This window comes from Roseateles sp. (genome assembly GCF_036486225.1).
In the GTDB taxonomy this organism is placed as follows: domain Bacteria; phylum Pseudomonadota; class Gammaproteobacteria; order Burkholderiales; family Burkholderiaceae_C; genus Roseateles.
Genome location: NZ_DASVNZ010000230.1, coordinates 1 through 21,951, shown reverse-complemented (window position 1 = coordinate 21,951; position 21,951 = coordinate 1). Strand labels below are relative to the sequence as shown.

The following is a 21,951-nucleotide window of genomic DNA, read 5'->3' as shown; positions in this document are numbered from 1 at the left end:
GCGCATCGCCCGCGTCGGCCGGCAGTCCGCCGGCCACCAGCGGCAGGCTCACGGTGAACCGGCTGCCGTGGCCCGGGCCCTCGCTCGCCACGGCGATCGTGCCGCCGTGCAGTTGCACGAGCTGCCGCGACACGGCCAGGCCGATGCCCAGCCCGGACGGCGCCGCGCCGCGCGCGTCGATGCGCGTGAACAGCTCGAAGACCCGCGGCTGCATCGCCGGCGCGATGCCCACGCCCCGGTCCGTCACCGTGATCTGCGCCCGGCCCGCGACCACCGCGACGTGCACCTGCACCTCGCCCGGCTCCGGGCTGTACTTGGCCGCGTTGTCCAGCAGGTTGCCCAGCACCTGCTGCAGCCGCGTCGGATCGCCGTCCACCGGCACCGCCGCCGGCGGGATCGACAGCGAGACGCGGTGCCGCATCTCGCTGTACAAGGGCTCGATCGCCTCCAGCGCCTGCTTCACCACCGTGCGCAGATCGATGACCTGGCGCTTGAGCTCGACCACGTTGCGCGTGATGCGGCTCATGTCGAGCAGGTCGTCGAGCAGCCGCGCCATGTGCGCCGACTGCCGCGCGATGATGTCCGTGGCCTGCGCGCGGGTGTCGTCCGAGGAGGATTGCCGCAGCATCGCGACCGCGTAGCGGATCGGCGCCATCGGGTTGCGCAGCTCGTGCGCGAGCGTGGCCAGGAAGGAGTCCTTGCGCTCGCTCTCGCGGCGCAATTCCTCCTGCGCCGCCGACAGCTCGGTGACGTCGACCGTCGCGCCGATCACCCGCTGCACCTGCCCGTCGTGCGCCGTGATCGGCCGCAGCGAGGTCAGCAGCTGGTAGGTCCGCCCGCCGTGCGTCGTGCGCTGCGCGAGGTTCATCGCCTGGCCCGTGATCACGGCCTCGCGCACGATGCCGGCGAACTCCGGCTCGCCGACCAGGCTGCCCACCTCCGCGCCGATCAGCGCCTCGCGCGTGAAGCCCATCGGCGTGTTGAAGGCCCAGGTGTAGCGGCCCAGCACATCGCATTCCCACGCCATCACCTTGCCGCTCTGCAGCGCGAGGTGGAAACGCTCCTCGGCCGCCTGGCTCGCGCGCAGCGCCTCCTGCTGCGTGGTGACGTCGACCGCGACGCCGTAGGCATGCACCGCGCGGCCCTTCGCGTCCAGGCTCACGTAGCCGTCGAACTGCGTCCAGACGACCTCGTCGTTGTCCGCGCGCGTGATCGGGCAGGCGAGGCTGAAGCGGCCGCCGCTCTGCGTGGCATAGCGGTAGCGGTCGCGGAAGCGCGCCGCGTCCTGCGCCGACATGCCGGCCAGCATGTCGTCGATCGACTTCCAGTGCTGGCCGAACAGCTGTCTGGCGCCGCCGCCAGTGGTGGCGAAGCCGGTGACCGCGTCCCAGTCCCAGGTGATCATGCGCCCCGCCGCCAGCGCGAGGTTGAGCCGCCGACGGCTGTTGCGCTCCTTCTGCATCAGCCGGCCGGCCCAGGCCGAGACCGTCGCGACCAGCGAGCCCGTCAGCAGGAACAGCACCACCAGCGCCGCGTCCGCCAACGAGTTGACCGGGAAGATCTGCCCGACGGGCTCGATCCAGAAGTAGAGGATGGCCAGGCTCGCCGCCACCAGGAAGGTCAAGGCGGGCGCGAGGCCGCAGACCAGGCCCACGATCACCAGCGAGGGGAAGTAGGGCAGCAGCGGCTCGCGGCTGTTGAGCGCCGGCTGGAGGGACAGGTTGAGCCACGTCGCCGCGACGAAGACGAGCACGGCCGCGGGCCAGCGCAACCAGAGCCTCTCGATGACCATTCTTGCCTGTCCTCCCTTGCCGCGCGGCCGCGCCGATCGGAGGCCCGTTCTTCGTGCGGGCTCCCCGTGGGCGGCGGAGCCTGGAGCATACCGAGGCAGGAGGGGATCCGACCGCCGCGCGTGTCCCCGACGTGTGTCGGAGGATGACAGGGGGACGCTGGCGGGCAGGCGGGGGCAGGCGGCGGTCGGGGGCCTTCAGCCCTGGCGCGAGCGCCGTCGCGCCAGGCCGCCGACCGTCAGCAGGCCCGCGACCATCAGCGCATACGTCGACGGCTCGGGCACCGCGCTGGCCTGCAGGAAGCCGCGGATCTCGCCGCCCGGGGCGAAGGTCGAGTGCACGTTCAGATACGCATTGCCGCCCGCCAGCCCGGTCGACAAGGCCGCGAAGGCGCTCGCGATCGTGCCGCCGTTGGCCGTGATGAAGGCCGCGTTCCAGCTGCCGGCCTGTGTCAGGTCGAAGGTCTGGTCGTACATGCCCGAGGTCACGCCCAGCGGGAAGTTCGGGAAGGTCGGCGTCGTCGTGGCCACGCCCGCGTTGCCCGCGCCTGCTGCCGCCGTGCAGCAATGGATGTGCGAGGCCGTCGTGGTGCCGGTCAGTCCGGCGAAGGTGACCTGCACGCGCATCGTGAAGTCGTCGTCGTTGAAGGTCACCGTCGCCAGGCCGGTGCCGGCCGAGGCGTTGGGCGGGAACTCCGCCGCACCGCTCAGGGGCGCGGTGTACACGATGTCGTGCGCGAGGGCGGGCATCGCGAGGCTCGCGCCCGCGAGCGCCAGGCCCGCGAGGGGCAAGGACGTCAAGCGCTTCATGAAGGTCATGGAGGTCTCCTGGGTTCGGCTCCGCAACGGGTTTGCGGAACTCAGGCGGCGGTATACGTCGATGGCATCGGGCTTGTGAGCGATCGGCGGCGTCGCGTGGGGAGATGACCTCGCTCGCAGGGACGGCAGGCAACCGGATCGCGCGAATCCGGCACAGGGGTCGATGTAACGGGTCGTGCGGGCGGGCATCGCATTTGCCATTGGGCGGGGTTGTGCGCGGATCGGTGTCCGCCGCGGAGGGATCCCATGGAGTCATCGACGTTCCGCCTCGGACATCGTCCACCCCTGGACGGCCTGCGCGGCTTCGCCGTCCTCTGCGTGATGGTCTTCCATGCGCACACCGGTTTCCTGGAGGGCGGAGGTCTCGGCGTGGAGATCTTCTTCACGCTCAGCGGCTTCCTCATCACGACGCTGCTGTGCGACGAGCTCGACCGTCACGGCGACGTCAGCCTGAAGAATTTCTACGCGCGCCGCGCGCTGCGGCTCGCGCCCGCGCTGATCCTGCTGGTGTTTGTCTACGCCGTGTGGAGTTGCCTGGCGCTGGACGGCGGCAAGGCGCGGCAGAACCTCCTGGAGGCCGGCATCGCGCTGACCTACATGTCCAACTGGGCGCGCGCCTTCTGGTGGAACGCGCCCGACCTGCTGGGGCACACCTGGTCGCTGTCGATCGAGGAGCAGTTCTACCTGGTCTGGCCGCTGGTGCTGCTGCTGGCCAGCCGCTTCACATCCAACCGGCGCACGCTGGCGCTGCTCGCGCTGGGGCTGGCCGCGATCTCGCTGACCTGGCGCAACGTGCTGCTGGAGCAGCAGCGCAGTCCCGAGCGGCTGTTCAACGGCCTGGACACGCGCGCCGACGCGCTGATGGTGGGCTGCGCGCTCGCGCTGTGGCTCAGCGGCCAGCGGGTCGACGCGCTGCGTCGGCGTTGGGCCGGGCCGCTCTCGGTCCTGGGGCCGCTCGCGTTCGTGTTCATCGTCGCGGTGATGCTGGTCAGCGGCAAGGAGGAATGGCGCCAGCCTTACATGTACCGCTGGGGCTTCGCGGCCGTCGAGCTCAGCGCCGTCGTGCTGATGGCGCATCTGCTGATCAGCGAGCGCGCCGGCCTGGCGCGGCTCTTCAGCCTGGGCGCGCTGCGCTGGTTCGGCGGCATCTCCTACGGGCTCTACCTCTGGCACTACCCGGTCTACCGGATGATGCGCGCGCACGGCGTCGCGCCGCTCACCGTTCTCATCGCCGGCTCCGCCGTGACCATCGCCATCGCGCTGGTCTCGTATCACGGGCTCGAGCAGCCGGTGCTCAAGCTCAAGAAGTTCTTCGACCGACGCAAAAACGGCGCCCCGGAGGCGCCGTCTGCGTCGGAGAACCGGTCGGTCAGGCCGGCTTGACCAGCAGCGAACGCGCCCAGGCGTCCGCCTCGCGGGCCGGCGTCTGGCCGCTGACCTGGATGCGGTCCAGCAGCTCGGCGACGCGGCCGCGGATCTGGCCGACCTCGGCCATCACGGCGTTCTCTTCGCCTTCGTTGCGGAACTCGCGCGCGACGCTGATGATGCCGCCGGCGTTCACCAGGTAGTCCGGCAGGTAGGTGATGCCGCGGGCCTGCAGCGCGTCGCCGTCGGCGGCGGTGGCCAGCTGGTTGTTGGCGGCGCCGGCGATCAGCGCGGCCTGCAGCAGCGGGATGGACTGCGCGTTCAGCGTCGCGCCCAGCGCGCACGGTGCGACGACGTCGACGTCCGCGGCCAGGATCTCGTTGATGCCGACCGCCTTGGCGCCCAGCTCGGTCTGCGCGCGCGCGACCTTCTCGGCGTTGACGTCGGCCACGACCAGCTTGGCGCCGGCGCGGTGCAGGTACTCGGCCAGGTGCCAGCCGACCGCGCCCAGGCCTTGCAGCGCGACGCGCACGCCTTCGAGCGACTCGCGGCGCAGCACGCGCTTGACGCCTTCGTCGATGGACACGAACACGCCGTAGGCGGTCTTGGGGCTCGGATCGCCGCCGAAGGCGCCTTCACGCGGGATGCCCGACACGTACTGCGTCTGGGCCATCATGCCCTTCATGTCGGCGGTGGTGGTGCCGACGTCCTCGGCGGTGATGTAGGCGCCCTGCAGCGATTGCACCGCGCGACCGAAGGCCGCGAACAGCGCGGCGCGGTCGAAGTCGCCCTGCGGCTTGATGATCACGGCCTTGCCGCCGCCGAAGGGCAGGTTGGCCAGCGCGTTCTTCAGGCTCATGCCCTGCGACAGGCGCAGCGCGTCGTTCAGCGCGGCCAGCTCGTTGTCGTAGCTCCAGAAGCGGCAGCCGCCGAAGGCCGGGCCGCGCGCGGTGCTGTGCACCGCCAGGATCGCCTTGAGGCCGGTCACCGGATCGGCGGCCAGCAGCACGCGTTCGTGCGGGGCCTGGTCGGGCAGACCGAAGAGGGAAGAGGGGATGGCGTCGGTCGAGCCGGCGGCGAGCGCGCGGGCGATGTCGGTGATGGCGTTCATGGGAACCTGCACTTGTGATGCTTGAAGAAGACCGGACCGTGGCGGTCCGGCGGGGCCCGCCACGCTTGTGGCGCGCGGGTCCCGAAGTTTAGCGTCTGGCGTTGAGCGGTAGGCGCCTTGCGCCTTGTGTCCGGCGTTCAGCGGCCCATGAAGGCGTCCGCGCGCAGCGTCACCACCAGCGTGTCGCGGTGGCCGGCATGCGCGGGATCCAGGGGCTGGATGGGCGTGGTCTCGTGGATGACGCGTTCGTCGTCCAGCAGCAGCAGCGTCCACGGCTCCATCATCGTGAAGCGCTGGCCGCGCGGGCCGTCGGCCTCGAAGACGCGCGACTCGCCGCCCTTGATGCCGTGGCGCGCCAGCATGAACACCGCCACCAGGTCCACGCCGTCGCGGTGCGCGCCCTCGGGCGTCGGCCGGCCGATGCCGCCCGCGGTGTCGATGCGGGACTGGTGCGCCTCGACGAACCAGGGCCGCGCGCCCTTGAGCCGGTCTGCCACCGAGGCCAGCCCCAGCAGCAGCCGCGGCCAGATCGGCAGGTCGACCGCGGCGGGGGCCATCGGTTCGAACCAGCGTTCGATGCCGCCGTGCAGTGCGTTGTAGTCCACCGGCTGCCAGTGCGCGCGATGCGGCGCCAGCCGCACCGACGGATCGGCCTGCGAGTCGACCACGAAGCTTGCATGCCGACGGAAGCGGTAGCGGCCGCCGTCGCGCAGGTAGGCGTCGGGGGGTAGGTCGTTCCAGTGCGTCTGCAGCCCGCGCAGCTCACCGGCCTGGCAGTGCAGCCAGTGCGTCAGGCTCTCGGGCGCGATGACGGTGTGGCCGAGGTCCTGCAGTTGCTGTTCGAACTGCGCGGCGCTGGAGTAGGGCGGCGGGAAATGCTTCATGTCCGAAAGTATCGGGCGCCGCGCCCCGGGATGGCGCATGTCACGCCACGAATGCGGGATTAGGCGGGAGGGCGCGGGCGCTCCGTGGACCGGTCAGCCGGTGTGCTTGTCCAGTTCGGAGGTGAACGCGTCGGCGTAGAACTCCTCGGCAGGCAGGCCGCAGGCGGCGACGAAGTCGCGCTGCGCGGACTCCACCATCACCGGCGCGCCGCAGGCGTAGACCTGGTGCCTGGACAGGTCGGGCAGGTCGCCCATCAGCACCTGGTGGACGAAGCCGGTGCGGCCGGTCCAGCCGTCCTCGGCCTTGGGTTCGGACAGCACCGGCACATAGGTGAACGAGGGCATCGCGGCCGCGGTCGCCTCGGCCCAGTCGTGCAGGTAGAGGTCGGCCTTGGAGCGGCAGCCCCAGTACAGCGTCACCGGACGCGTGATGCCCTGGTCCTGGATGCGTTCCAGGATCGCCTTGATCGGCGCGAAGCCCGTGCCGGAGGCCAGCAGCACGATCGGCTTGTCGCTGTCCTCGCGCAGGAAGAAGCTGCCGAACGGGCCTTCCATGCGCAGGATGTCCTTTTCCTTGAGCGCGCCGAAGACGTGGTCGGTGAACTTGCCGCCGGGCATGTGGCGGATGTGCAGCTCGATCGCCGGCGGCGTGCCCAGGCGGCTGGGCGCGTTGGCCATCGAGTAGCTGCGCCGCGCGCCGTCGCGCAGGATGAATTCGACGTACTGGCCGGCGCGGTACTGCAGGTTCTGGTTGGCCGGCAGCTGGAGCTTGACGACGGCGACGTCGCCGGCCGGCTTCTCGACGGTGATCACGCGGCTGGGCAGCTTCAGCACGGGGTATTCGCCGGCGCCGGGCACGGTGCGGGCCTCGACGGTGCAATCCGTCTGCGGCTTCGCGCAGCAGGTCAGGATCATGCCGGCCGCTTCTTCCTCGGGCGACAGCGCCTTGCTCTGGTGCTCGCCGTGCACGACCTGACCCTCCATCAGCCGGCTCTTGCAGGAGCCGCAGGCGCCGTCCTTGCAGCCGTAGGGCAGGCCGATGCCCTGGCGGATGGCCGCGGCCAACACGGTTTCGTCGTCGTCGACGGTGAAGTTGCGGCCGGCGGGCAGGACGGTGACCTGGAAGCTCATGGTGGGGAGATGACTAAACTAACCCGCCATTTTGCCCCAGCCTCGCCAAGACCCCATGCCCGGTGCCAATCCCGCTTCGCCTTCACTCCACCGCCGCGGCCGTCGCGGCCGTCTGCTGATCGTCGGATGCGGCGACGTCGGCATGCGCGTGCTGCGGCAGCTGGCGGGGCGATGGACCGTGTTCGCGCTCACCAGCAGCGCGGCGCGGGTCGATGAACTGCGGGCCGCCGGCGCGGTTCCGTTGATCGGCAACCTCGACGATGTCGGCTCGCTCGGCCGGCTGGCGGGGCTCGCGGACCGCGTGCTGCATCTGGCGCCGCCAGCGGTGCAGGGACGCACCGATGAGCGCACGCGGCGACTGCTGCAGGCGCTGTCGCGCTCGGCGCCGCCGGCCCATCTGGTCTACGCGAGCACCAGCGGCGTGTACGGCGACTGCGGCGGCGCGCGCATCGACGAGACGCGCCGGGTGAACCCGTCCAACGACCGCGCCTGGCGCCGCGTCGATGCCGAGGACCAGTTGCGCCAGTGGGGCCGCGCGACGGGCGCTCCGGTGACGATCCTGCGCGTGCCCGGCATCTATGCGCTCAACCGCGAAGGCGGGCATCCGCGCGAGCGGCTCGGCAAGGGCCTGCCGGTACTGGCCCGCGAGGACGATGTCTACACGAACCACATCCAGGCCGACGACCTGGCCCGCGCCTGCGTGCTGGCGCTGATGCGCGGCCCGGCGCAGCGGATCCTGCATGCGAGCGACGACAGCGAGCTGCTGATGGGCGACTACGTCGAGCTGGCGGCGTCCTTGTGCGGCCTGCCGCCGCCGGCGCGCGTCACGCGCGCCGAGGCGCCCGGCGTGTTCTCGCCGATGCAGATGAGCTTCATGAACGAATCGCGCCGGATGGACAACCGGCGCCTCAAGCGCGAGCTGCGCCTGCGGCTGCGCTACCCGACGCCGCGCGAAGGGCTGCTCGCGGTCGAGGACTGACGCGCAGGACTGACGCCGAGGGCCGAAGCCCGGCGCCGGCGCGCCGTGCCGATCAGCGCCGGCGGCTGCCGCGCCAGTAGTTGATCATCAGCCAGGCGCCGAGCATGCCGCCCAGGTGGGCGAAGTGGGCGATGCCGCTGCCGCCGCTGATGCCCAGGAACAGCTCGATCGCGCCGAAGATGGCGACGAAGTACTTGGCCTTCATCGGGATGGGCGGGAACAGCGGCATGATGATCCGGTCCGGGAAGAGCAGCCCGTAGGACAGCAGCAGCCCGAACAGCGCGCCGGAGGCGCCGACGGTGGGCGCGAACGATCCCATCAGCAGCGTGAACACCAGTTGCGCCGCCGCGGCGGTCAGCGCGCTGGCCACCAGCAGTTGCGCGTAGCGCTTGCCGCCCCAGATCGTCTCCAGCTCGGAGCCGAACATCCAGAGCCCGAACATGTTGAAGAACAGGTGCCCGAAGCTGCCATGCAGGAAGGCGTAGCTGATCGGCTGCCAGAACTCGAATCTGCCGGAGTTCAGCGGCCACAGCGCCATCAGGACGTTCATCGCGCCGAAGGGCGCGTAGACGAACGGAAGACAGAACAGGCCCACGCAGATCAGCATGAAGGCCTTGGTCACCGGAGGAATGAAGGGCATGAGTCGGGCGTCTTCAGAAGGCGCCGGGAGCGGCGCGTTGGGAAGGCGCAATGGACCGGGAGTCCCAGGCCAATGCGTTCAGGCCAGTGTAGCCGCGCGTCGGGCAAGACCCGGCCCGGCCCTTGGCGGAGCTGCATCGGCTTTTGCTGGAGCGTGGACTGAAGCGTTGGCTGAGCGTTGACAAGACCAACCACTGCGGGGAGTGGTGCCCGGAGCCGGACTCGAACCGGCACACCTTGCGGCGGGGGATTTTGAGTCCCCTGCGTCTACCGATTTCGCCATCCGGGCGGCACGGTCTTGTTGCTCGCGAGGCCACCGGAGGCGGCCCGCCCGCGGCCCTGAAGCGTTGCCGCGGAGGCAACGGTGGGCCGCGAAATGAGAAAGCCATTATGCCACGCAGGAACATGCCTCCACTGAGAGAATGCGCGGCTATGAGTGACGCAAGCGCCTTCGACCCCACGAGCTATCCGACCCTGGAAGACGTCATCGGCAACACGCCGCTGGTTCGGCTGCAACGGGTGCTCGGTCCCGAGCTCGCCGCGCGCGGCAACGTGCTGCTGGCGAAGCTGGAAGGGAACAACCCGGCAGGCTCCGTGAAGGACCGCCCGGCCATCAGCATGATCCGGCGCGCCGAGGAGCGCGGCGAGATCAAGCCCGGCGACACGCTGATCGAGGCGACATCCGGCAACACCGGCATCGCGCTGGCGATGGCCGCGGCGATCCGCGGCTACCGCATGGTGCTGATCATGCCGGAGGACCTCTCGGTCGAACGCGCCCAGACGATGAAGGCCTTCGGCGCCGAGCTGATCCTGACGCCGCGCTCCGGCGGCATGGAGTACGCCCGCGACCTGGCCGAGCAGATGCAGCGCGACGGCAAGGGCCGGGTGCTGGACCAGTTCGCCAACAACGACAACCCGCGCATCCATTACGAGACCACCGGGCCGGAGATCTGGCGCGACACCGGTGGGCGCATCACGCATTTCGTCAGCGCGATGGGCACGACCGGCACGATCACCGGCGTGTCGCGCTTCCTGAAGGAGAAGGATCCGGAGGTGCGCATCGTCGGCGCGCAGCCGGCCGAAGGCTCGCGCATCCCCGGCATCCGCAAGTGGCCGGCGGCGTATCTGCCCAAGATCTACCGCCCCGAGACCGTGGACGAACTGGTGCTGGTCGGCCAGTCGGACGCCGAGGACATGGCCCGCCGCCTGGCGCGCGAGGAAGGCCTGTTCGGCGGCATCTCGGCCGCCGGGGCCTGCTGGGTCGCGATGCAGATCGCGCGTCAGGTCTCCAACGCGACCATCGTGTTCGTGGTCTGCGACCGGGGCGATCGTTATCTCTCCACGGGGGTGTTCCCGGCCTGAACCAGGGCGCCGAGGATCGGGGATGATCCTGGTTCCGCGACACGCAGGCGCTCCGGCGCCCACGCCTCATGAGCTTCCGCTTCTGCCCGCAATGCGCCAGTGAGCTGGCCTGGATCGAACTGCCGGAAGACGGCGGCCCGAAAACCCGGCTGCGTTGCCCGAACTGCGACTTCACCCACTGGAACAATCCGACGCCCGTGCTCGCCGCCGTCGTCGAATGCGTCGACCGCGAGGGCCAGGTCTTGCTCGCGCGCAACGCGGCGTGGCCGGGACCGTTCTTCGGCCTGATCACCGGCTTCATGGAGGCCGGGGAGTCGCCGGAAGAGGGCATCCGACGCGAAGTGCTGGAAGAGACCTCCCTGGAGGCGCTCGGCGCGACGCTGATCGGTGTCTACGACTTCCAGAAGAAGAACCAGGTCCTCATCGCGTACCACGTGCCTGCGCGCGGCGAGGTCACGCTGTCGCCGGAACTGGTCGAGTACACGTTGACGCCGCCGGAGCAGCTCGAGTGCTGGCCCGCCGGCACGGGCCAGGCGCTGGCGGACTGGCTGCGCGGACGTGGCATCGAACCGAAATGGATGGCGCCCCGCACCTGAACCGCTGGCGCCCGCCGGAACCGGCTGGCTGACTAGAATCCCGCTCATCGCCGCCGGTCATCGGCGGTTAGGACGCTCTCATGGACATTCACAAGGAACTCGACACCCGCGGCCTGAACTGCCCGCTGCCCATCCTCAAGGCCAAGAAGGCCCTGGCGGAGATGGAAAGCGGCCAGCTGCTGAAGGTCGTCGCCACGGATCCCGGCTCGACGCGCGACTTCCAGGCCTTCGCGCGGCAGACCGGCAACGAACTGGTCGAGCAGAGTTCCGCGGGCGACGAATTCATCCACGTGCTCAAGCGACGCTGAACGAGAGGCATCGCCAGAAACGAAGAAGGCCACGCGATGCGTGGCCTTCGTGCTTCATGACGGGACAGTGACGGGAAGTCCTGCCGTCAGAACTTCAGCACGGGATCGGCACGGTCAGATTTCCAGGGCCTTGAGGTAGGCGCGGAAGCTGTCGCCGAGTTCCGGGTGCGCCAGCGCGAGTTCGACGTTGGCCTGCAGGAAACCTTCCTTGCTGCCGCAGTCGTAGCGCTTGCCTTCATAACGGAAGGCGAAGACCTTCTCGCGACGCATCAGCGCGGCGATGCCGTCGGTCAGCTGGATCTCGCCGCCGACACCGCGCGGCTGCGTGGCGATCTCGCGGAACACGCCCGGCGTCAGGATGTAGCGGCCGGCCACGCCCAGACGCGACGGCGCGTCTTCGGGGGCGGGCTTCTCGACCATGTGCGTGAGATCCATCAGGCGGTCGCTGATCGGCGCGCCGGCCACGATGCCGTAGCGCTTGGTGTGCTCGGCCGGCACTTCCTGGACGGCCAGGATGGAGGCCTGCCATTCGGAGAACTGGTCCACCATCTGCTTGAGCACCGGGGGCTTGCCGACCATCAGGTCGTCGGCCAGCAGCACGGCGAAGGGCTCGTTGACGACCACGCACTGCGCGCACAGCACCGCATGGCCCAGGCCCAGGGCCTTGGGCTGGCGGATGTAGATGCACTCCATGTCGTCGGGCTTGATGGAATGCACCATCGCCAGCAGTTCCTTCTTGCCGGCGGCTTCCAGTTCGGTCTCGAGCTCGAAGGCGGTGTCGAAGTGATCCGGGATGGCACGCTTGTTGCGGCCGTTCACGAAGATCATCTGGCGGATGCCTGCCGCGTAGGCTTCTTCCACCGCGTACTGGATCAGCGGCTTGTCGACCACCGGCAGCATCTCCTTGGGCTGCGCCTTGGTCGCGGGAAGAAAGCGCGTGCCGAGTCCAGCAACCGGGAAGATTGCCTTGTTGATAAGGGCCATTTACGTACACTCCGACGGTGATTGCGCCGGCATTCTTGCACGGCGCAGCTGAAAGAAAATCAAACAAACCTCTCCAAACCACTCATGGCAGTGCTAGTCCTGGAACCGCTGGAGGCTGACGTCCTGGAATGGCTGGCGGAGCGCCATGTCATCCAGGCCGCACCCGATCTGGCGGAGGCGCCGCTGACCTTGAGAGAGCATGTTGCGCAGGCCCAGGCAATTTTCTTGCCCGCCTCGATCGCACTGGATGCGGAGATGGTCCGTCGGGCCCCTCGTTTGAGGGCCGTGGGCCGCATCGGCGCCGGCGCGGAGAACATCGATGTCGAAGCCTGCCGGGCCGCCAACATCGAGGTGGTGCGCGCGCCGACCGCGGCGGCCTCGGCGGAAGCCGAGTTCGTCATCGGCGCGCTGCTGGCGCTGCTGCGCCGCGTGCCGGTGCAGGGTGCGGACGGGAACTGGGTCGGACGTGAGCTGGGCTGCGCGACGGTCGGGCTGGTCGGCCTGACGCCGTCGGCGCGCCAGCTGGCGACGCTGCTGCCGGCCTTTGGTGCGCGCGTGATCGGTTATGACCCCAGCCTGCACCATGCCGACCCGCTCTGGGGGCAGTGGGGCATCGAGCCCTACGGCCTGCGCGAGTTGATGCAGGCTGCGGATGCGGTCAGCGTGCAGCTGGCCTACTTCCCGCGTTACCGCGGTCTGATCGGCGAGCGGGTGCTGAACTTCTGCAAGCCCTCGCAGGTGCTGGTGTCGACCTCGCACTCGGCGCTGTTCGATGAACAGGCGCTGGCCGATGCCCTGCAGGGCGGCCGGCTGCTGGCCGCCTGGCTGGATCTGATGGAGCCCGGCCTGATGGAAGCCGGGCGCCCCTTGCACGGCGTGCCCGGCCTGCAGGTCACGCCGCGGATCGCGGCGACGACGCGCGAATCAAGAATGCGCGCCGCGTGGAGCGTGGCGCGGCGGATCTCGGAGATCCTGTCCACGCCCGCCGTGGTGCCTGAGTTCAGGCCGACCCACCCAGGCGCGCTGCCTGATCTTTTAGCCGAGCCACGGTGGCGCTGAAGTCGGCGATGCGCTGACGCTCCTGCTCCACGACGGCCGCCGGCGCGCGCGCCACGAAGCCCTCGTTGTCCAGCTTGGCCTTGGCCTTGGCGATCTCGCCCTCCAGGCGGGCGATCTCCTTGGCGATGCGGGCGTGCTCGGCCTCGACGTCGATCTCGACCTTCAGCGCCAGGCGCGCCGCGCCGTGCACCAGCACCGGCGACATCGCGCTCTGGGCATTGAACGCGGCTTCGTCCTCGATCAGCTCGACGCTCTGCAGCTTGGCCAGCACCTTCAGCGCGGGCGCGGCTTCACGCAGGAAGGACAGGTCGCCGCCGGCCAGCAGCGGCACGCGGTCGGACGGGCTCAGGCCCATCTCGCCACGCAGGCTGCGGCAGGTGCCGACCACCGACTTCAGCTGCTCGACCCAGGCGACGGCCTGCGGGTCGATGCGCTCGGGCTGGGCGACCGGGTAGGCGGCCGTGACCAGGTACTCGGTGGCCTTGCGGCCCGCGATCGGGGCGACGGTCTGCCAGAGTTCCTCGGTGATGAAGGGCGCGATCGGGTGCAGCAGACGCAGGATGGTCTCCAGCACGCGGATCAGCGTGCGGCGCGTGGCGCGTTGCGCGGCCTCGTTGCCCTCGGCCTGCGCGGTCTGCAGCTGCACCTTGGCCAGCTCCAGGTACCAGTCGCAATACTCGTCCCAGACGAAGGAGTAGATCGCGTTGGCCACCTGGTCCAGGCGGTAGTCCGCGAAGCCCTGCGCAACGGCCTGTTCGACCTTCTGCAGCTCGCTGACGATCCAGCGGTCGGCCTGCGAGAACTGCAGGTAGCCGTGGGCGCTGCCGCCGGGCGCGCACTGCTCCTTCGTGTGCTCCACCAGGCCGCAGTCCTGGCCTTGCGTGTTCATCAGCACGAAGCGGGTGGCGTTCCACAGCTTGTTGCAGAAGTTCCGGTAGCCCTCGCAGCGCTTGCTGTCGAAGTTGACGCTGCGGCCCAGCGTCGCCATCGCGGCGAAGGTGAAGCGCAGCGCGTCGGCGCCGTAGCCGGGGATGCCTTCGGGGAATTCCTTCTCCGTGGCCTTGCGGACCTTGGGCGCAGTCTCGGGCTTGCGCAGACCCTGCGTGCGCTTGTCCAGCAGCGGGGCCAGCTCGATGCCGTCGATCAGGTCGACCGGGTCGAGCACGTTGCCCTCGGACTTGCTCATCTTCTTGCCCTGCGCGTCCAGCACCAGGCCGTGGATGTACACATGCTTGAAGGGCACCTGACCGGTGAAGTGCGTCGTCATCATGATCATCCGGGCGACCCAGAAGAAGATGATGTCGTAGCCGGTCACCAGCACCGACGAGGGCAGGAAGAGGTCCTGCTCCGGCGTCTTGGCCGGCCAGCCCAGCGTCGAGAAGGGCACCAGCGCGGACGAGTACCAGGTGTCCAGCACGTCCTCGTCGCGCGTCAGCGGGCCGGTGTAGCCCGCCGCGGCGGCCTTGGCCTGGGCCTCGGCCTCGTCATGGGCGACGAAGACCTGGCCGTCGCTGCCGTACCAGGCGGGGATCTGGTGGCCCCACCAGAGCTGGCGCGAGATGCACCAGTCCTGGATGTTGTTCATCCACTGGTTGTAGGTGTTGACCCAGTTCTCGGGCACGAACTTCACCTCGCCGCTGGCGACGACGTCGATTGCCTTCTGCGAGATGGACTTGCCGTCCTTGCCCGGCTTGCGGGTGGCCACGAACCACTGGTCGGTCAGCATCGGCTCGACGATCTGGCCGGTGCGGGTGCAACGCGGCACCATCAACTTGTGCTTCTTGACCTCGACCAGCTGGCCCTGGTCCTCGAGCGCCTTGACGATCAGCTTGCGCGCGGCGAAGCGGTCCAGGCCGCGGTACTCGGCCGGGATCTCGTCCATCGTGTCCACGACGGTCGCGTCCAGCGTGAAGATCGTCAGCATCGGCAGCTGGTGGCGCTGGCCGACCTGGTAGTCGTTGGTGTCGTGCGCCGGCGTGACCTTGACGACGCCGGTGCCGAACTCCTTGTCGACGTAGTCGTCGGCGATCACCGGCACCAGGCGGCCCGTGATGGGCAGCTTCACCTGGCGGCCGATCAGGTGCTTGTAGCGCTCGTCCTCGGGGTGGACCATGACCGCCGTGTCGCCCAGCATGGTTTCCGGACGCGTGGTCGCGACGACCAGCGATTCCTCGCCCTCGGCCATCGGATAGCGGATGTGCCACAGCGAGCCGTCCTCCTCCTCGCTCTCGACCTCGAGGTCGGAGACGGCGGACTTCAGGATCGGATCCCAGCTCACCAGCCGCTTGCCGCGGTAGATCAGGCCCTCGTCGAAGAGCTTGACGAAGGTGTCGACGACGACGGGCGAGAGCTTCTCGTCCATCGTGAAGTACTCGTGGCCCCAGGACACCGAGTCGCCCATGCGGCGCATCTGCTGCGTGATGGTGGAGCCCGACTGCTGCTTCCATTCCCAGACGCGGGCGACGAAGTTCTTGCGGCCCAGGTCGTGGCGGCTCTGGCCCTGGCCCTGCAACTGGCGCTCCACGACGATCTGCGTGGCGATGCCGGCGTGGTCGGTGCCGGGGACCCACAGCGTGTTGTGGCCGCTCATCCGGTGGTAGCGCGTCAACGAGTCCATGATGGTCTGGTTGAACGCGTGACCCATGTGCAGCGTGCCCGTCACGTTCGGCGGGGGCAGCTGGATGCTGAACGACGGCCTGGCCGGATCGAGCGTCGGCTCGTAGAGGCCCTTGGACTCCCACAGCGGGCCCCAATGGGCTTCAAGAGAGGCGGGTTCGAAGGACTTGGCGAGTTCGGTCATGGGGGGCTCCGCCGTGAAGCGGTGTCATCTGGGCGAGGGACAAGGTGAGCCGACGATTGTAGGGCGGCGGAACCCCGCGACGCCCTGTCCGGGCGGCCGGAGACGGGGGACACCCCAGAGGGGGATGCGGCCCCTCCGTGGAGGGGGCTGTCGAATCCCGACTCCCTGACGCGTCGTGTCAGCAGGGACGCCGTTTCCGCCGTATTTCGCCCGATACCCCCCTTGGAGGCATTCCCTCGGACCGGGCAACGGCGATACAAAACGAAAAACAGCGATACCGCGGTGAGATGCCCTGGCGAGGGGGCATGGGAATCATGGCGACATGGATTCACCGCCCGGACACCCGGGCTTTACCGAGGAATTGCAACATGCATCTGTTTCGACGCTGGAGCCACCACCATGAACGTCAGCACGCTCACTTCGGCCACGATGGTCGCTTCGGTCCTTTCGGCCCTGTGTGTGACGATGGCTACTACGGCCCGCTGCCCGTCTCCGGCCCCTGGTTCCGCCTCGGTGGTTTCGGCGGCTTCCCCTGGGGGTGGGGCGGTCTTGGACACCGGCATGGCGGGGGGCATGGAGGGCATGGACGCGGACACGGTCGCCACGGCCACCACGGTCGCCATGGTCACCACGGCGGTCATGGGTGGGACGGCTTCGGCGGGGGCCTGGGATCCGATGCCCACCACGCCGGTCGCGGCGAGAGGCTGCAAGCCCGGGCCCGCGCCTTTCTGGACCTGAGCGACAGCCAGTCCGAGCTGCTGGAGCGGCTGGTCGGCCAGCTGACCACCGCCAAACGCGCGATGAAGGCGTTGGCGCGCGGCCCCGAGGTCGCGCGGCTCTTCGAGAGCGAGAACTTCCGCCGCGACGAGGCGCAGGAACTCTTCGAAGGCCAGATCGAGGCGCTGCGCGCGACCGGTCCGGCGCTGGTGGCCGCCTTCGGCGACTTCTTCGACGCGCTGGACTTCGACCAGCAGCAGATGCTGCGCTTCGTGCTGCGTCGGCTGCGCCGTCGGGCGGGTCGCGACGGCGAGGACCGCGACGGGCGCGATCGCCGTGATGGCCGTGATGGCCGCGATGGCCGTGACGCCGCCCACGACCGGAGCCTCTGATGGACAGCCGCGACTGCCGGCACCCCCCGGGGCTGCTGCGGCCGGTCATCGACCGCAACCGCTGCGAGGGCAAGGGCGACTGCGTCGAGGTCTGCCCCTACGGTGTCTTTTCGGTCGGCACGCTGCCGGTGGACAGGCGCAAGGAACTGAACCTGTTCGGCAAGCTGCGCGGCTACGCGCACGGCTGGCAGCAGGCCTTCACGCCGAACGCCGACGTGTGCCGCGCTTGCGGCCACTGCGTCAAGGCCTGTCCGGAACGGGCGATCACGCTGGTCCGGCACAGCCACAATGGACGCCACGATGCATCGATTGCTGCTGATTGACGACGACGAGGCGCTGGCCGCGCCGCTGGCGAGCTACCTGGCGCGCTTCGACTTCGCGCTGAGCGCGGTGACGCGGCCCAGCGCCGCGCTCGCCCGCCTGGCCGAGGAGCGCTTCGACGCGCTGATCCTGGACGGCATGCTGCCGGAGATGGACGGCTTCGCGTTCTGCAAGCGCGTGCGCGGCGGCACGGAGCCGTGGCGCGAGATCCCGATCCTGATGCTCACGGCGCGCGGCGACCTGACCGACCGCGTGGTCGGCCTGGAGCTGGGCGCCGACGACTACCTGGCCAAGCCCTTCGAACCGCGCGAGCTCGCGGCGCGGCTGCAGACCATCCTGCGCCGCACGCGGCTGGCGCCGGCCGCGGCCGTGCCGGCGACGCTGCTGCGTTATTCGGGCCTGGAGATCGATACCGCGCGACGCGTCGTGACGGTGGCGGCGGGACCGGTCGAGCTGACCAGCACCGAGTACGAACTGCTCCTGATGCTGGCGCGCGAGCCGGGCCGGGTGTTCTCGCGCGACGAGATCCTGAACCGGCTGCGCGGCCAGGAGGCCGACCTCTACACGCGGGCGGTGGACATCCTGGTCAGCCGGATGCGGCGCAAGCTCGAGCCGCTGGAGGCGCTCAAGACGCTGCGCAACGCGGGCTACTGCTTCGCGCTGCCGGCGGCGGAGGAGGGCGCATGACCGATCCGCGCCACCCCTACGACCACTGGAACGATCCTCGCGAACGCCACGCACACCGCGAGGAATGGCGGCGTCGCGCGCGACAGATGCGGCGCGCGCACAAGCTCGAGAAGATGCGCCGCTGGGCGGCGATGGAAGCCAAGGGCATCCCGTTCCCGCGCGAGCGCGGCTGGCGCTGGCACATGCGGGCTCGCAACCGCTGGCACCAGCGCTGGCACCGGCATCACGCGCACTTCAAGCATTCGCTGGGCGCGCGGCTGACCGCCATCTTCGTCGTGCTGGCCTGCGCCGGCATCGGCATCCTGTGGGCGTCCATGCAGGTCGAGTACGGTCTGCTGTGGGCGGTGCCGCTGCTGCTGCTGGTGACAGGTCTTGCCTACGGCGGCATCCGCCACCTGGTGGGCCCGCTGCGCGAACTGGCCGCCGGCGCGGAGGCCTTCGGCCGGGGCGATCTCGAGCATCGCGTCCCGATCTACCACCGCGACGAGATCGGCGACCTGGCGCACCGCTTCAACCAGATGGCGGAGGACATCCAGGCGATGCTCGACGGCAAGCGGGCGCTGCTGCTGGCGATCAGTCACGAGCTGCGCAGCCCGCTGACGCGGGCGAGGCTGCATGCGGAGCTGGTCGACGAGGGGGCGTCGAAAGACGCATTGCTGGACGAGCTGGCGCAGATGCGGGAGCTGATCTCGGCGCTGCTGGAGAGCGAGCGGCTGGGCAGCGGCCACCGCGCGCTGCAGGTCGGCGACTGCGACCTCGGCGCGCTGGCGCGCGAGCAGGACCAGCCGGGCGTTGCACTGCGCATCGACCGCGACCTGCCGGTGCTGAAGCTCGATCGCATGCGGGTGCAGCTGCTGCTGCGCAACCTGGTGCACAACGCGCTGCGGCACAACGATCCCGACGCCGGGCCGGTGATGATCAGCGTCGAGCGCGACGGCGACGGTGCGAAGCTCAGCGTGCGCGATCACGGACCGGGCGTGCCGCCGGAGGTGCTGTCGCAGCTCGGCCAGCCGTTCTTCCGGCCCGACGAGGCGCGGGTGCGCAGCGAGGGCGGCGTGGGCCTGGGCCTGTCGCTGTGCCGGCTGGTCGCCGAGGCGCACGGCAGCCGGCTCGAGCTGCGCAACGCGCAGCCGGGATTCGAGGCCGTGGTCAGATTCCCCTGATCCCCCTCTGAGACTCCCCGGAGGAGCCCCGGAGGCTAGCGTTTCCTCAGCGCTTCCTCTGGCGTGCCGCCTCAGACCAGCACGGCCGCGATCGCGTAGTCCTGCGGCCCCTGCACCACGTTGGAGGCGATGACCGTGACGGTCCACGCGCCCTTGCGGGCCTTGGCCACCTGCACGACCTCGACGTTGTTGCGCGTGTCCATCGCGAGCGCGCCGCCTGCGCCGCCTGCGCCGGTCGCTAGGTTGCCGACGTGACGCGTGCCGTCCGGCGCGGTCACCACCAGGTTCAGGTTGTTGATCAGGCCCTTGCCGGGGAAGTCCGAGTAGGCCATCACCACGCGCAGGGTGCGGCTGGCCTTGGTCACCTGCAGCGCCTGGTTCACGAGCTGGCCGCTGGTCAGGCCCTTGCCGTCGAGGGTGAGCAGCACGTCCTTCGTCGACCGGTCCAGGTTCACCGCGCCGTGGCCCTGGTGGTTGTCCAGCAAGGTGCCGGCGGGCGCGGTCCTGGGCAGCCGCCGCGCGCCGGCGATCAGCAGCGCCTTCAGCAGGGCGGCCTTGGGCGCGGCGATGTTGCGCTTGGTGCGCAGGAACTCGCGCAGCAGCGCCAGCGCGCCCGAGGTCAGCGGCGTCGCCATGCTGGTCCCGCCCATGTGGAAGTAGAGCTTGCTCTTCGGGAAGGCCGCCCAGGCGAAGTTGTTGGCCGCCAGCTGCGTCGAGCGCGTCGACAGGATGAAGGTGCCCGGCGCCACGACGTCGGGCTTGATGCGGCCGTCCAGCGTCGGGCCGCGGCTGGAGAACGCCGCCACCTGGTCGGCGCTGTTGGCCATCGGGTCGGCCTTGTAGGGCGCGACCGGGAAATCGTCCGGCCACCAGCCGCCGTAGCGCTCGGCATCGAACTCCGGTCGCAGGTTCTCGCTCGCGCCGACGGTGATGCAATTCTTCGCGGTGCCGGGCGAGGTGACGCTGCCGGTGTTGATCTGGCCGTCGCCGTCCGAATCGGTGCCGTCGTTGCCCGCCGCGATCACGAAGCACATGTCCTTGCGCTTCCAGACGAAGGCGTCGAACTGGCTGCATTGCTCGTCGTAGTCGCCGGCGTCGCCGCCGCCCCACGAATTGGAATGGATGCGCGCGCCCTTGTCGTACGCGAACTGGAACAGGCCGGAGAGGTCCGACGGCAGGCCGGCCAGCAGGAAGCGCTCGCCCTTGAGATCGGCCGGCGCGCCCGGCTTCCATCGCATCTGCTGCTCGATGGCCTGGAAGACCAGCTTCGCCTGCGGCGCGTGGCCGCAGATCGGCTTGGGCAAGGTGGCGGACGCGCTGCCGTTGCCGAGCACCGAGCCCGCGACGTGCGTCCCGTGGCCCGAGTCGAGGTCGGCCGGGCCGTCGTCGGCGCCGGCGTTGGTGGCGTAGACCTTCCAGTCGGGCGTGACCGGATAGCTCTTGATCGCGGCGATGCGGCCGGCGAAGTCGGGATGGATGGTGGTCGGATCGCCGGTGTCCAGGCCGGTGTCGCACACGGCCACCGTTTCCCCCTTGCCGGTGAGCCGCAGCCCGCTCGTCTGGGCGGCCGCGAAGGCATTGCCCATCAAAGTCGTCGCCACGTTGTTGGCGGTCCGCGGGAGCACGCGCTCGCGGATGTAGCGCACGCCGTGCACCGCGGACAGCGCGCGCACCTGGTCGCGTTGCCGCTTGGCCGTGCCGTCGGGCCCGAAGCGGAGCTTGAGCACGCGGGCGCGTGGATTGGACGAGACGACCGTGAAGCCCAGTTCGCGCGCGGCGCGCTCGATCGCGCCGAGGTCGGCCGCGTCGAAGACCTCGACGACGAGCAGGTCCGGCACGACCCGACGGCGCGGCAGCTCCGGCGAGCTGGTGGGCGCGGCCAGCGCGGGCGCCACGCGGTCCGAATGGGGCAGATGCCCGACCCAGCGCACCATCGGCAGCGCCTCGATGGCGCGGATGGCGGTCTCGTCGGCCTTGACCACATAGGCGAAGCCGCTCATCGGCTGGCGCAGCGTGCCGCCCGCGCTGCGCAGCTTCGCCAGCCACGGCCGCTTGACCGGGCCGATGAACTGGACGACGTAGTGGTGGGCACCCGGCAGCAGCGCCGCCGCCTTGGTCGCCAGCGTGCGCGACTTGGCGGTGCGTGCGGCCGGATCGGTCGCGCCGCCGCCGATGTCGAGCTGGTACTGGTCGGCCATGTCCTCGACCGGGAACTGGCGCACGAGTCGCGCCGCATCGGCCTCGGTGGCGTCGATGAGGACGAACGCCGGATAACGCTCGACCACGCGCGCCTCGGGCGCGATCGCGGCGACGTCGGCGGGTGTCGCGAAGACTTTGAGCATCGTCATGGGGTCCTCCGGATGTTGAAGTGTGGTCTACCCCGGTCCGGACTTCACCTTCAATGTGGGGATGCCGGTCGTGCCGGCGGGCCGACCCACTCATGCAAGTGGGCCCTGGGACTTCGCCTACCGGGACAGGGGAGATGACCTGCGGGAACGCGTGTGGCGTCGATGCTGAAGATTTCATCGAATCGATTTCATTGATCTTTTCGTGCCAAGTCTTGCGGGTGTCGCGAGGAAGATCCATCTCCCGCGTCGCCAGGCGCGGTCCATGTCATCCCGACGAAGGTGATGTTTATGAATTGATCCGATCCGACTGGAGTTGTCCATGTCCCCGATGTCCTTCCCTCAAGCCGGCGCGTCCGGTTCCTCCGCAGCCTCCACCGCCTCGTGCGCCTCGACCCGCTTCCGCGTTCCGGCGGGCTTCCACCCCAGCCTCGACGACGAACTCGACGACGATCCCGGCGCCCACATTGCCGCGCTGGCGCTCGATGCCGGCTCCGGCT

19 protein-coding genes and 1 tRNA gene are annotated in these 21,951 nt (G+C 69.8%); 10 read left to right on the top strand and 10 right to left on the bottom strand.

The window, feature by feature from the left end:
- On the bottom strand, positions 1 to 1,792 hold a 1,792-nt coding region (locus tag VF536_RS15835; protein WP_331615826.1), incomplete at its 3' end, for an ATP-binding protein.
- A 195-nt stretch (positions 1,793 to 1,987) separates the two neighbouring features.
- Positions 1,988 to 2,608: a CHRD domain-containing protein gene (locus tag VF536_RS15830; protein ID WP_331615825.1), complete on the bottom strand. Its 621-nt coding sequence runs from the start codon at positions 2,606 to 2,608 to the stop codon at positions 1,988 to 1,990.
- A 246-nt stretch (positions 2,609 to 2,854) separates the two neighbouring features.
- Here VF536_RS15830 and VF536_RS15825 point away from each other — a divergent pair, with 246 nt between their 5' ends.
- Positions 2,855 to 3,991, top strand: coding sequence for an acyltransferase (locus VF536_RS15825; RefSeq protein WP_331615824.1), 1,137 nt, complete (start codon positions 2,855 to 2,857; stop codon positions 3,989 to 3,991).
- Here VF536_RS15825 and VF536_RS15820 read toward each other — a convergent pair.
- The 3 genes from VF536_RS15820 to VF536_RS15810 form a co-directional block, all read right to left on the bottom strand.
- Positions 3,978 to 5,084 (bottom strand): Glu/Leu/Phe/Val family dehydrogenase, encoded by a 1,107-nt coding sequence (locus tag VF536_RS15820; protein ID WP_331615823.1) that lies wholly within the window; start codon positions 5,082 to 5,084, stop codon positions 3,978 to 3,980. The two genes, VF536_RS15825 and VF536_RS15820, sit on opposite strands and share 14 nt — an antisense overlap.
- Before the next feature lie 137 nt (positions 5,085 to 5,221).
- Positions 5,222 to 5,968, bottom strand: a complete 747-nt coding sequence (locus tag VF536_RS15815; protein ID WP_331615822.1) for a 2OG-Fe dioxygenase family protein — start codon at positions 5,966 to 5,968, stop codon at positions 5,222 to 5,224.
- A gap of 93 nt (positions 5,969 to 6,061) precedes the next feature.
- On the bottom strand, positions 6,062 to 7,099 hold the full coding sequence (locus VF536_RS15810) for a CDP-6-deoxy-delta-3,4-glucoseen reductase (protein ID WP_331615821.1): 1,038 nt from the start codon (positions 7,097 to 7,099) through the stop codon (positions 6,062 to 6,064).
- Between the two features lie 55 nt (positions 7,100 to 7,154).
- Here VF536_RS15810 and VF536_RS15805 point away from each other — a divergent pair, with 55 nt between their 5' ends.
- Positions 7,155 to 8,078, top strand: coding sequence for an NAD-dependent epimerase/dehydratase family protein (locus VF536_RS15805; protein ID WP_331615820.1), 924 nt, complete (start codon positions 7,155 to 7,157; stop codon positions 8,076 to 8,078).
- A gap of 52 nt (positions 8,079 to 8,130) precedes the next feature.
- Here VF536_RS15805 and VF536_RS15800 read toward each other — a convergent pair whose 3' ends face one another.
- Both VF536_RS15800 and VF536_RS15795 read right to left on the bottom strand, forming a co-directional pair.
- Entirely contained in the window at positions 8,131 to 8,718 is a 588-nt protein-coding gene (locus VF536_RS15800) for a rhomboid family intramembrane serine protease (RefSeq protein ID WP_331615819.1), read from the bottom strand.
- 203 nt (positions 8,719 to 8,921) lie between these two features.
- Positions 8,922 to 9,006 (bottom strand) — tRNA-Leu (locus VF536_RS15795).
- A gap of 143 nt (positions 9,007 to 9,149) precedes the next feature.
- On the opposite strand from VF536_RS15795, the gene cysM reads away from it, so the two are divergent.
- The 3 genes from cysM (at position 9,150) to VF536_RS15780 (ending at position 10,983) form a co-directional block, all read left to right on the top strand.
- The gene (cysM, locus tag VF536_RS15790; RefSeq protein ID WP_331615818.1) at positions 9,150 to 10,079 is read left to right on the top strand and encodes a cysteine synthase CysM; all 930 of its coding nucleotides are present in this window, start codon (positions 9,150 to 9,152) and stop codon (positions 10,077 to 10,079) included.
- 68 nt (positions 10,080 to 10,147) lie between these two features.
- The gene (locus VF536_RS15785) at positions 10,148 to 10,675 is read left to right on the top strand and encodes an NUDIX hydrolase (RefSeq protein ID WP_331615817.1); all 528 of its coding nucleotides are present in this window, start codon (positions 10,148 to 10,150) and stop codon (positions 10,673 to 10,675) included.
- 80 nt (positions 10,676 to 10,755) lie between these two features.
- Complete coding sequence (locus tag VF536_RS15780) at positions 10,756 to 10,983, top strand: sulfurtransferase TusA family protein (RefSeq protein WP_297526152.1); 228 nt, start codon at positions 10,756 to 10,758, stop codon at positions 10,981 to 10,983.
- 114 nt (positions 10,984 to 11,097) lie between these two features.
- Here the strand turns inward: VF536_RS15780 and galU are convergent, their stop codons facing one another.
- On the bottom strand, positions 11,098 to 11,967 hold the full coding sequence (gene galU, locus VF536_RS15775) for a UTP--glucose-1-phosphate uridylyltransferase GalU (RefSeq protein WP_331615816.1): 870 nt from the start codon (positions 11,965 to 11,967) through the stop codon (positions 11,098 to 11,100).
- Positions 11,968 to 12,051: 84 nt separating this feature from the next.
- On the opposite strand from galU, the gene VF536_RS15770 reads away from it, so the two are divergent.
- A complete protein-coding gene (locus VF536_RS15770) occupies positions 12,052 to 13,026 on the top strand; it encodes an NAD(P)-dependent oxidoreductase (RefSeq protein WP_331615815.1) in 975 nt (324 codons plus the stop codon).
- On the opposite strand, the gene VF536_RS15765 is transcribed toward VF536_RS15770, so the two are convergent.
- Positions 12,968 to 15,826: a valine--tRNA ligase gene (locus VF536_RS15765; RefSeq protein ID WP_331615814.1), complete on the bottom strand. Its 2,859-nt coding sequence runs from the start codon at positions 15,824 to 15,826 to the stop codon at positions 12,968 to 12,970. The genes VF536_RS15770 and VF536_RS15765 overlap by 59 nt on opposite strands.
- A gap of 368 nt (positions 15,827 to 16,194) precedes the next feature.
- Here VF536_RS15765 and VF536_RS15760 point away from each other — a divergent pair, with 368 nt between their 5' ends.
- From VF536_RS15760 to VF536_RS15745, 4 genes are read left to right on the top strand one after another with little or no spacing between them, the layout of a single operon-like run.
- Positions 16,195 to 16,935, top strand: a complete 741-nt coding sequence (locus tag VF536_RS15760; RefSeq protein WP_331615813.1) for a hypothetical protein — start codon at positions 16,195 to 16,197, stop codon at positions 16,933 to 16,935.
- Positions 16,935 to 17,258: a 4Fe-4S binding protein gene (locus VF536_RS15755; RefSeq protein WP_331615812.1), complete on the top strand. Its 324-nt coding sequence runs from the start codon at positions 16,935 to 16,937 to the stop codon at positions 17,256 to 17,258. The genes VF536_RS15760 and VF536_RS15755 overlap by 1 nt, the downstream gene beginning before the upstream one ends.
- Positions 17,236 to 17,943, top strand: a complete 708-nt coding sequence (locus VF536_RS15750; RefSeq protein WP_331615811.1) for a response regulator transcription factor — start codon at positions 17,236 to 17,238, stop codon at positions 17,941 to 17,943. Before VF536_RS15755 ends, VF536_RS15750 begins: the two co-directional genes overlap by 23 nt.
- Positions 17,940 to 19,106, top strand: a complete 1,167-nt coding sequence (locus VF536_RS15745; protein ID WP_331615810.1) for a HAMP domain-containing sensor histidine kinase — start codon at positions 17,940 to 17,942, stop codon at positions 19,104 to 19,106. The genes VF536_RS15750 and VF536_RS15745 overlap by 4 nt, the downstream gene beginning before the upstream one ends.
- Before the next feature lie 71 nt (positions 19,107 to 19,177).
- Here the strand turns inward: VF536_RS15745 and VF536_RS15740 are convergent, their stop codons facing one another.
- On the bottom strand, positions 19,178 to 21,454 hold the full coding sequence (locus VF536_RS15740) for a S8 family serine peptidase (protein WP_331615809.1): 2,277 nt from the start codon (positions 21,452 to 21,454) through the stop codon (positions 19,178 to 19,180).
- Positions 21,455 to 21,951: the final 497 nt, after the last annotated feature.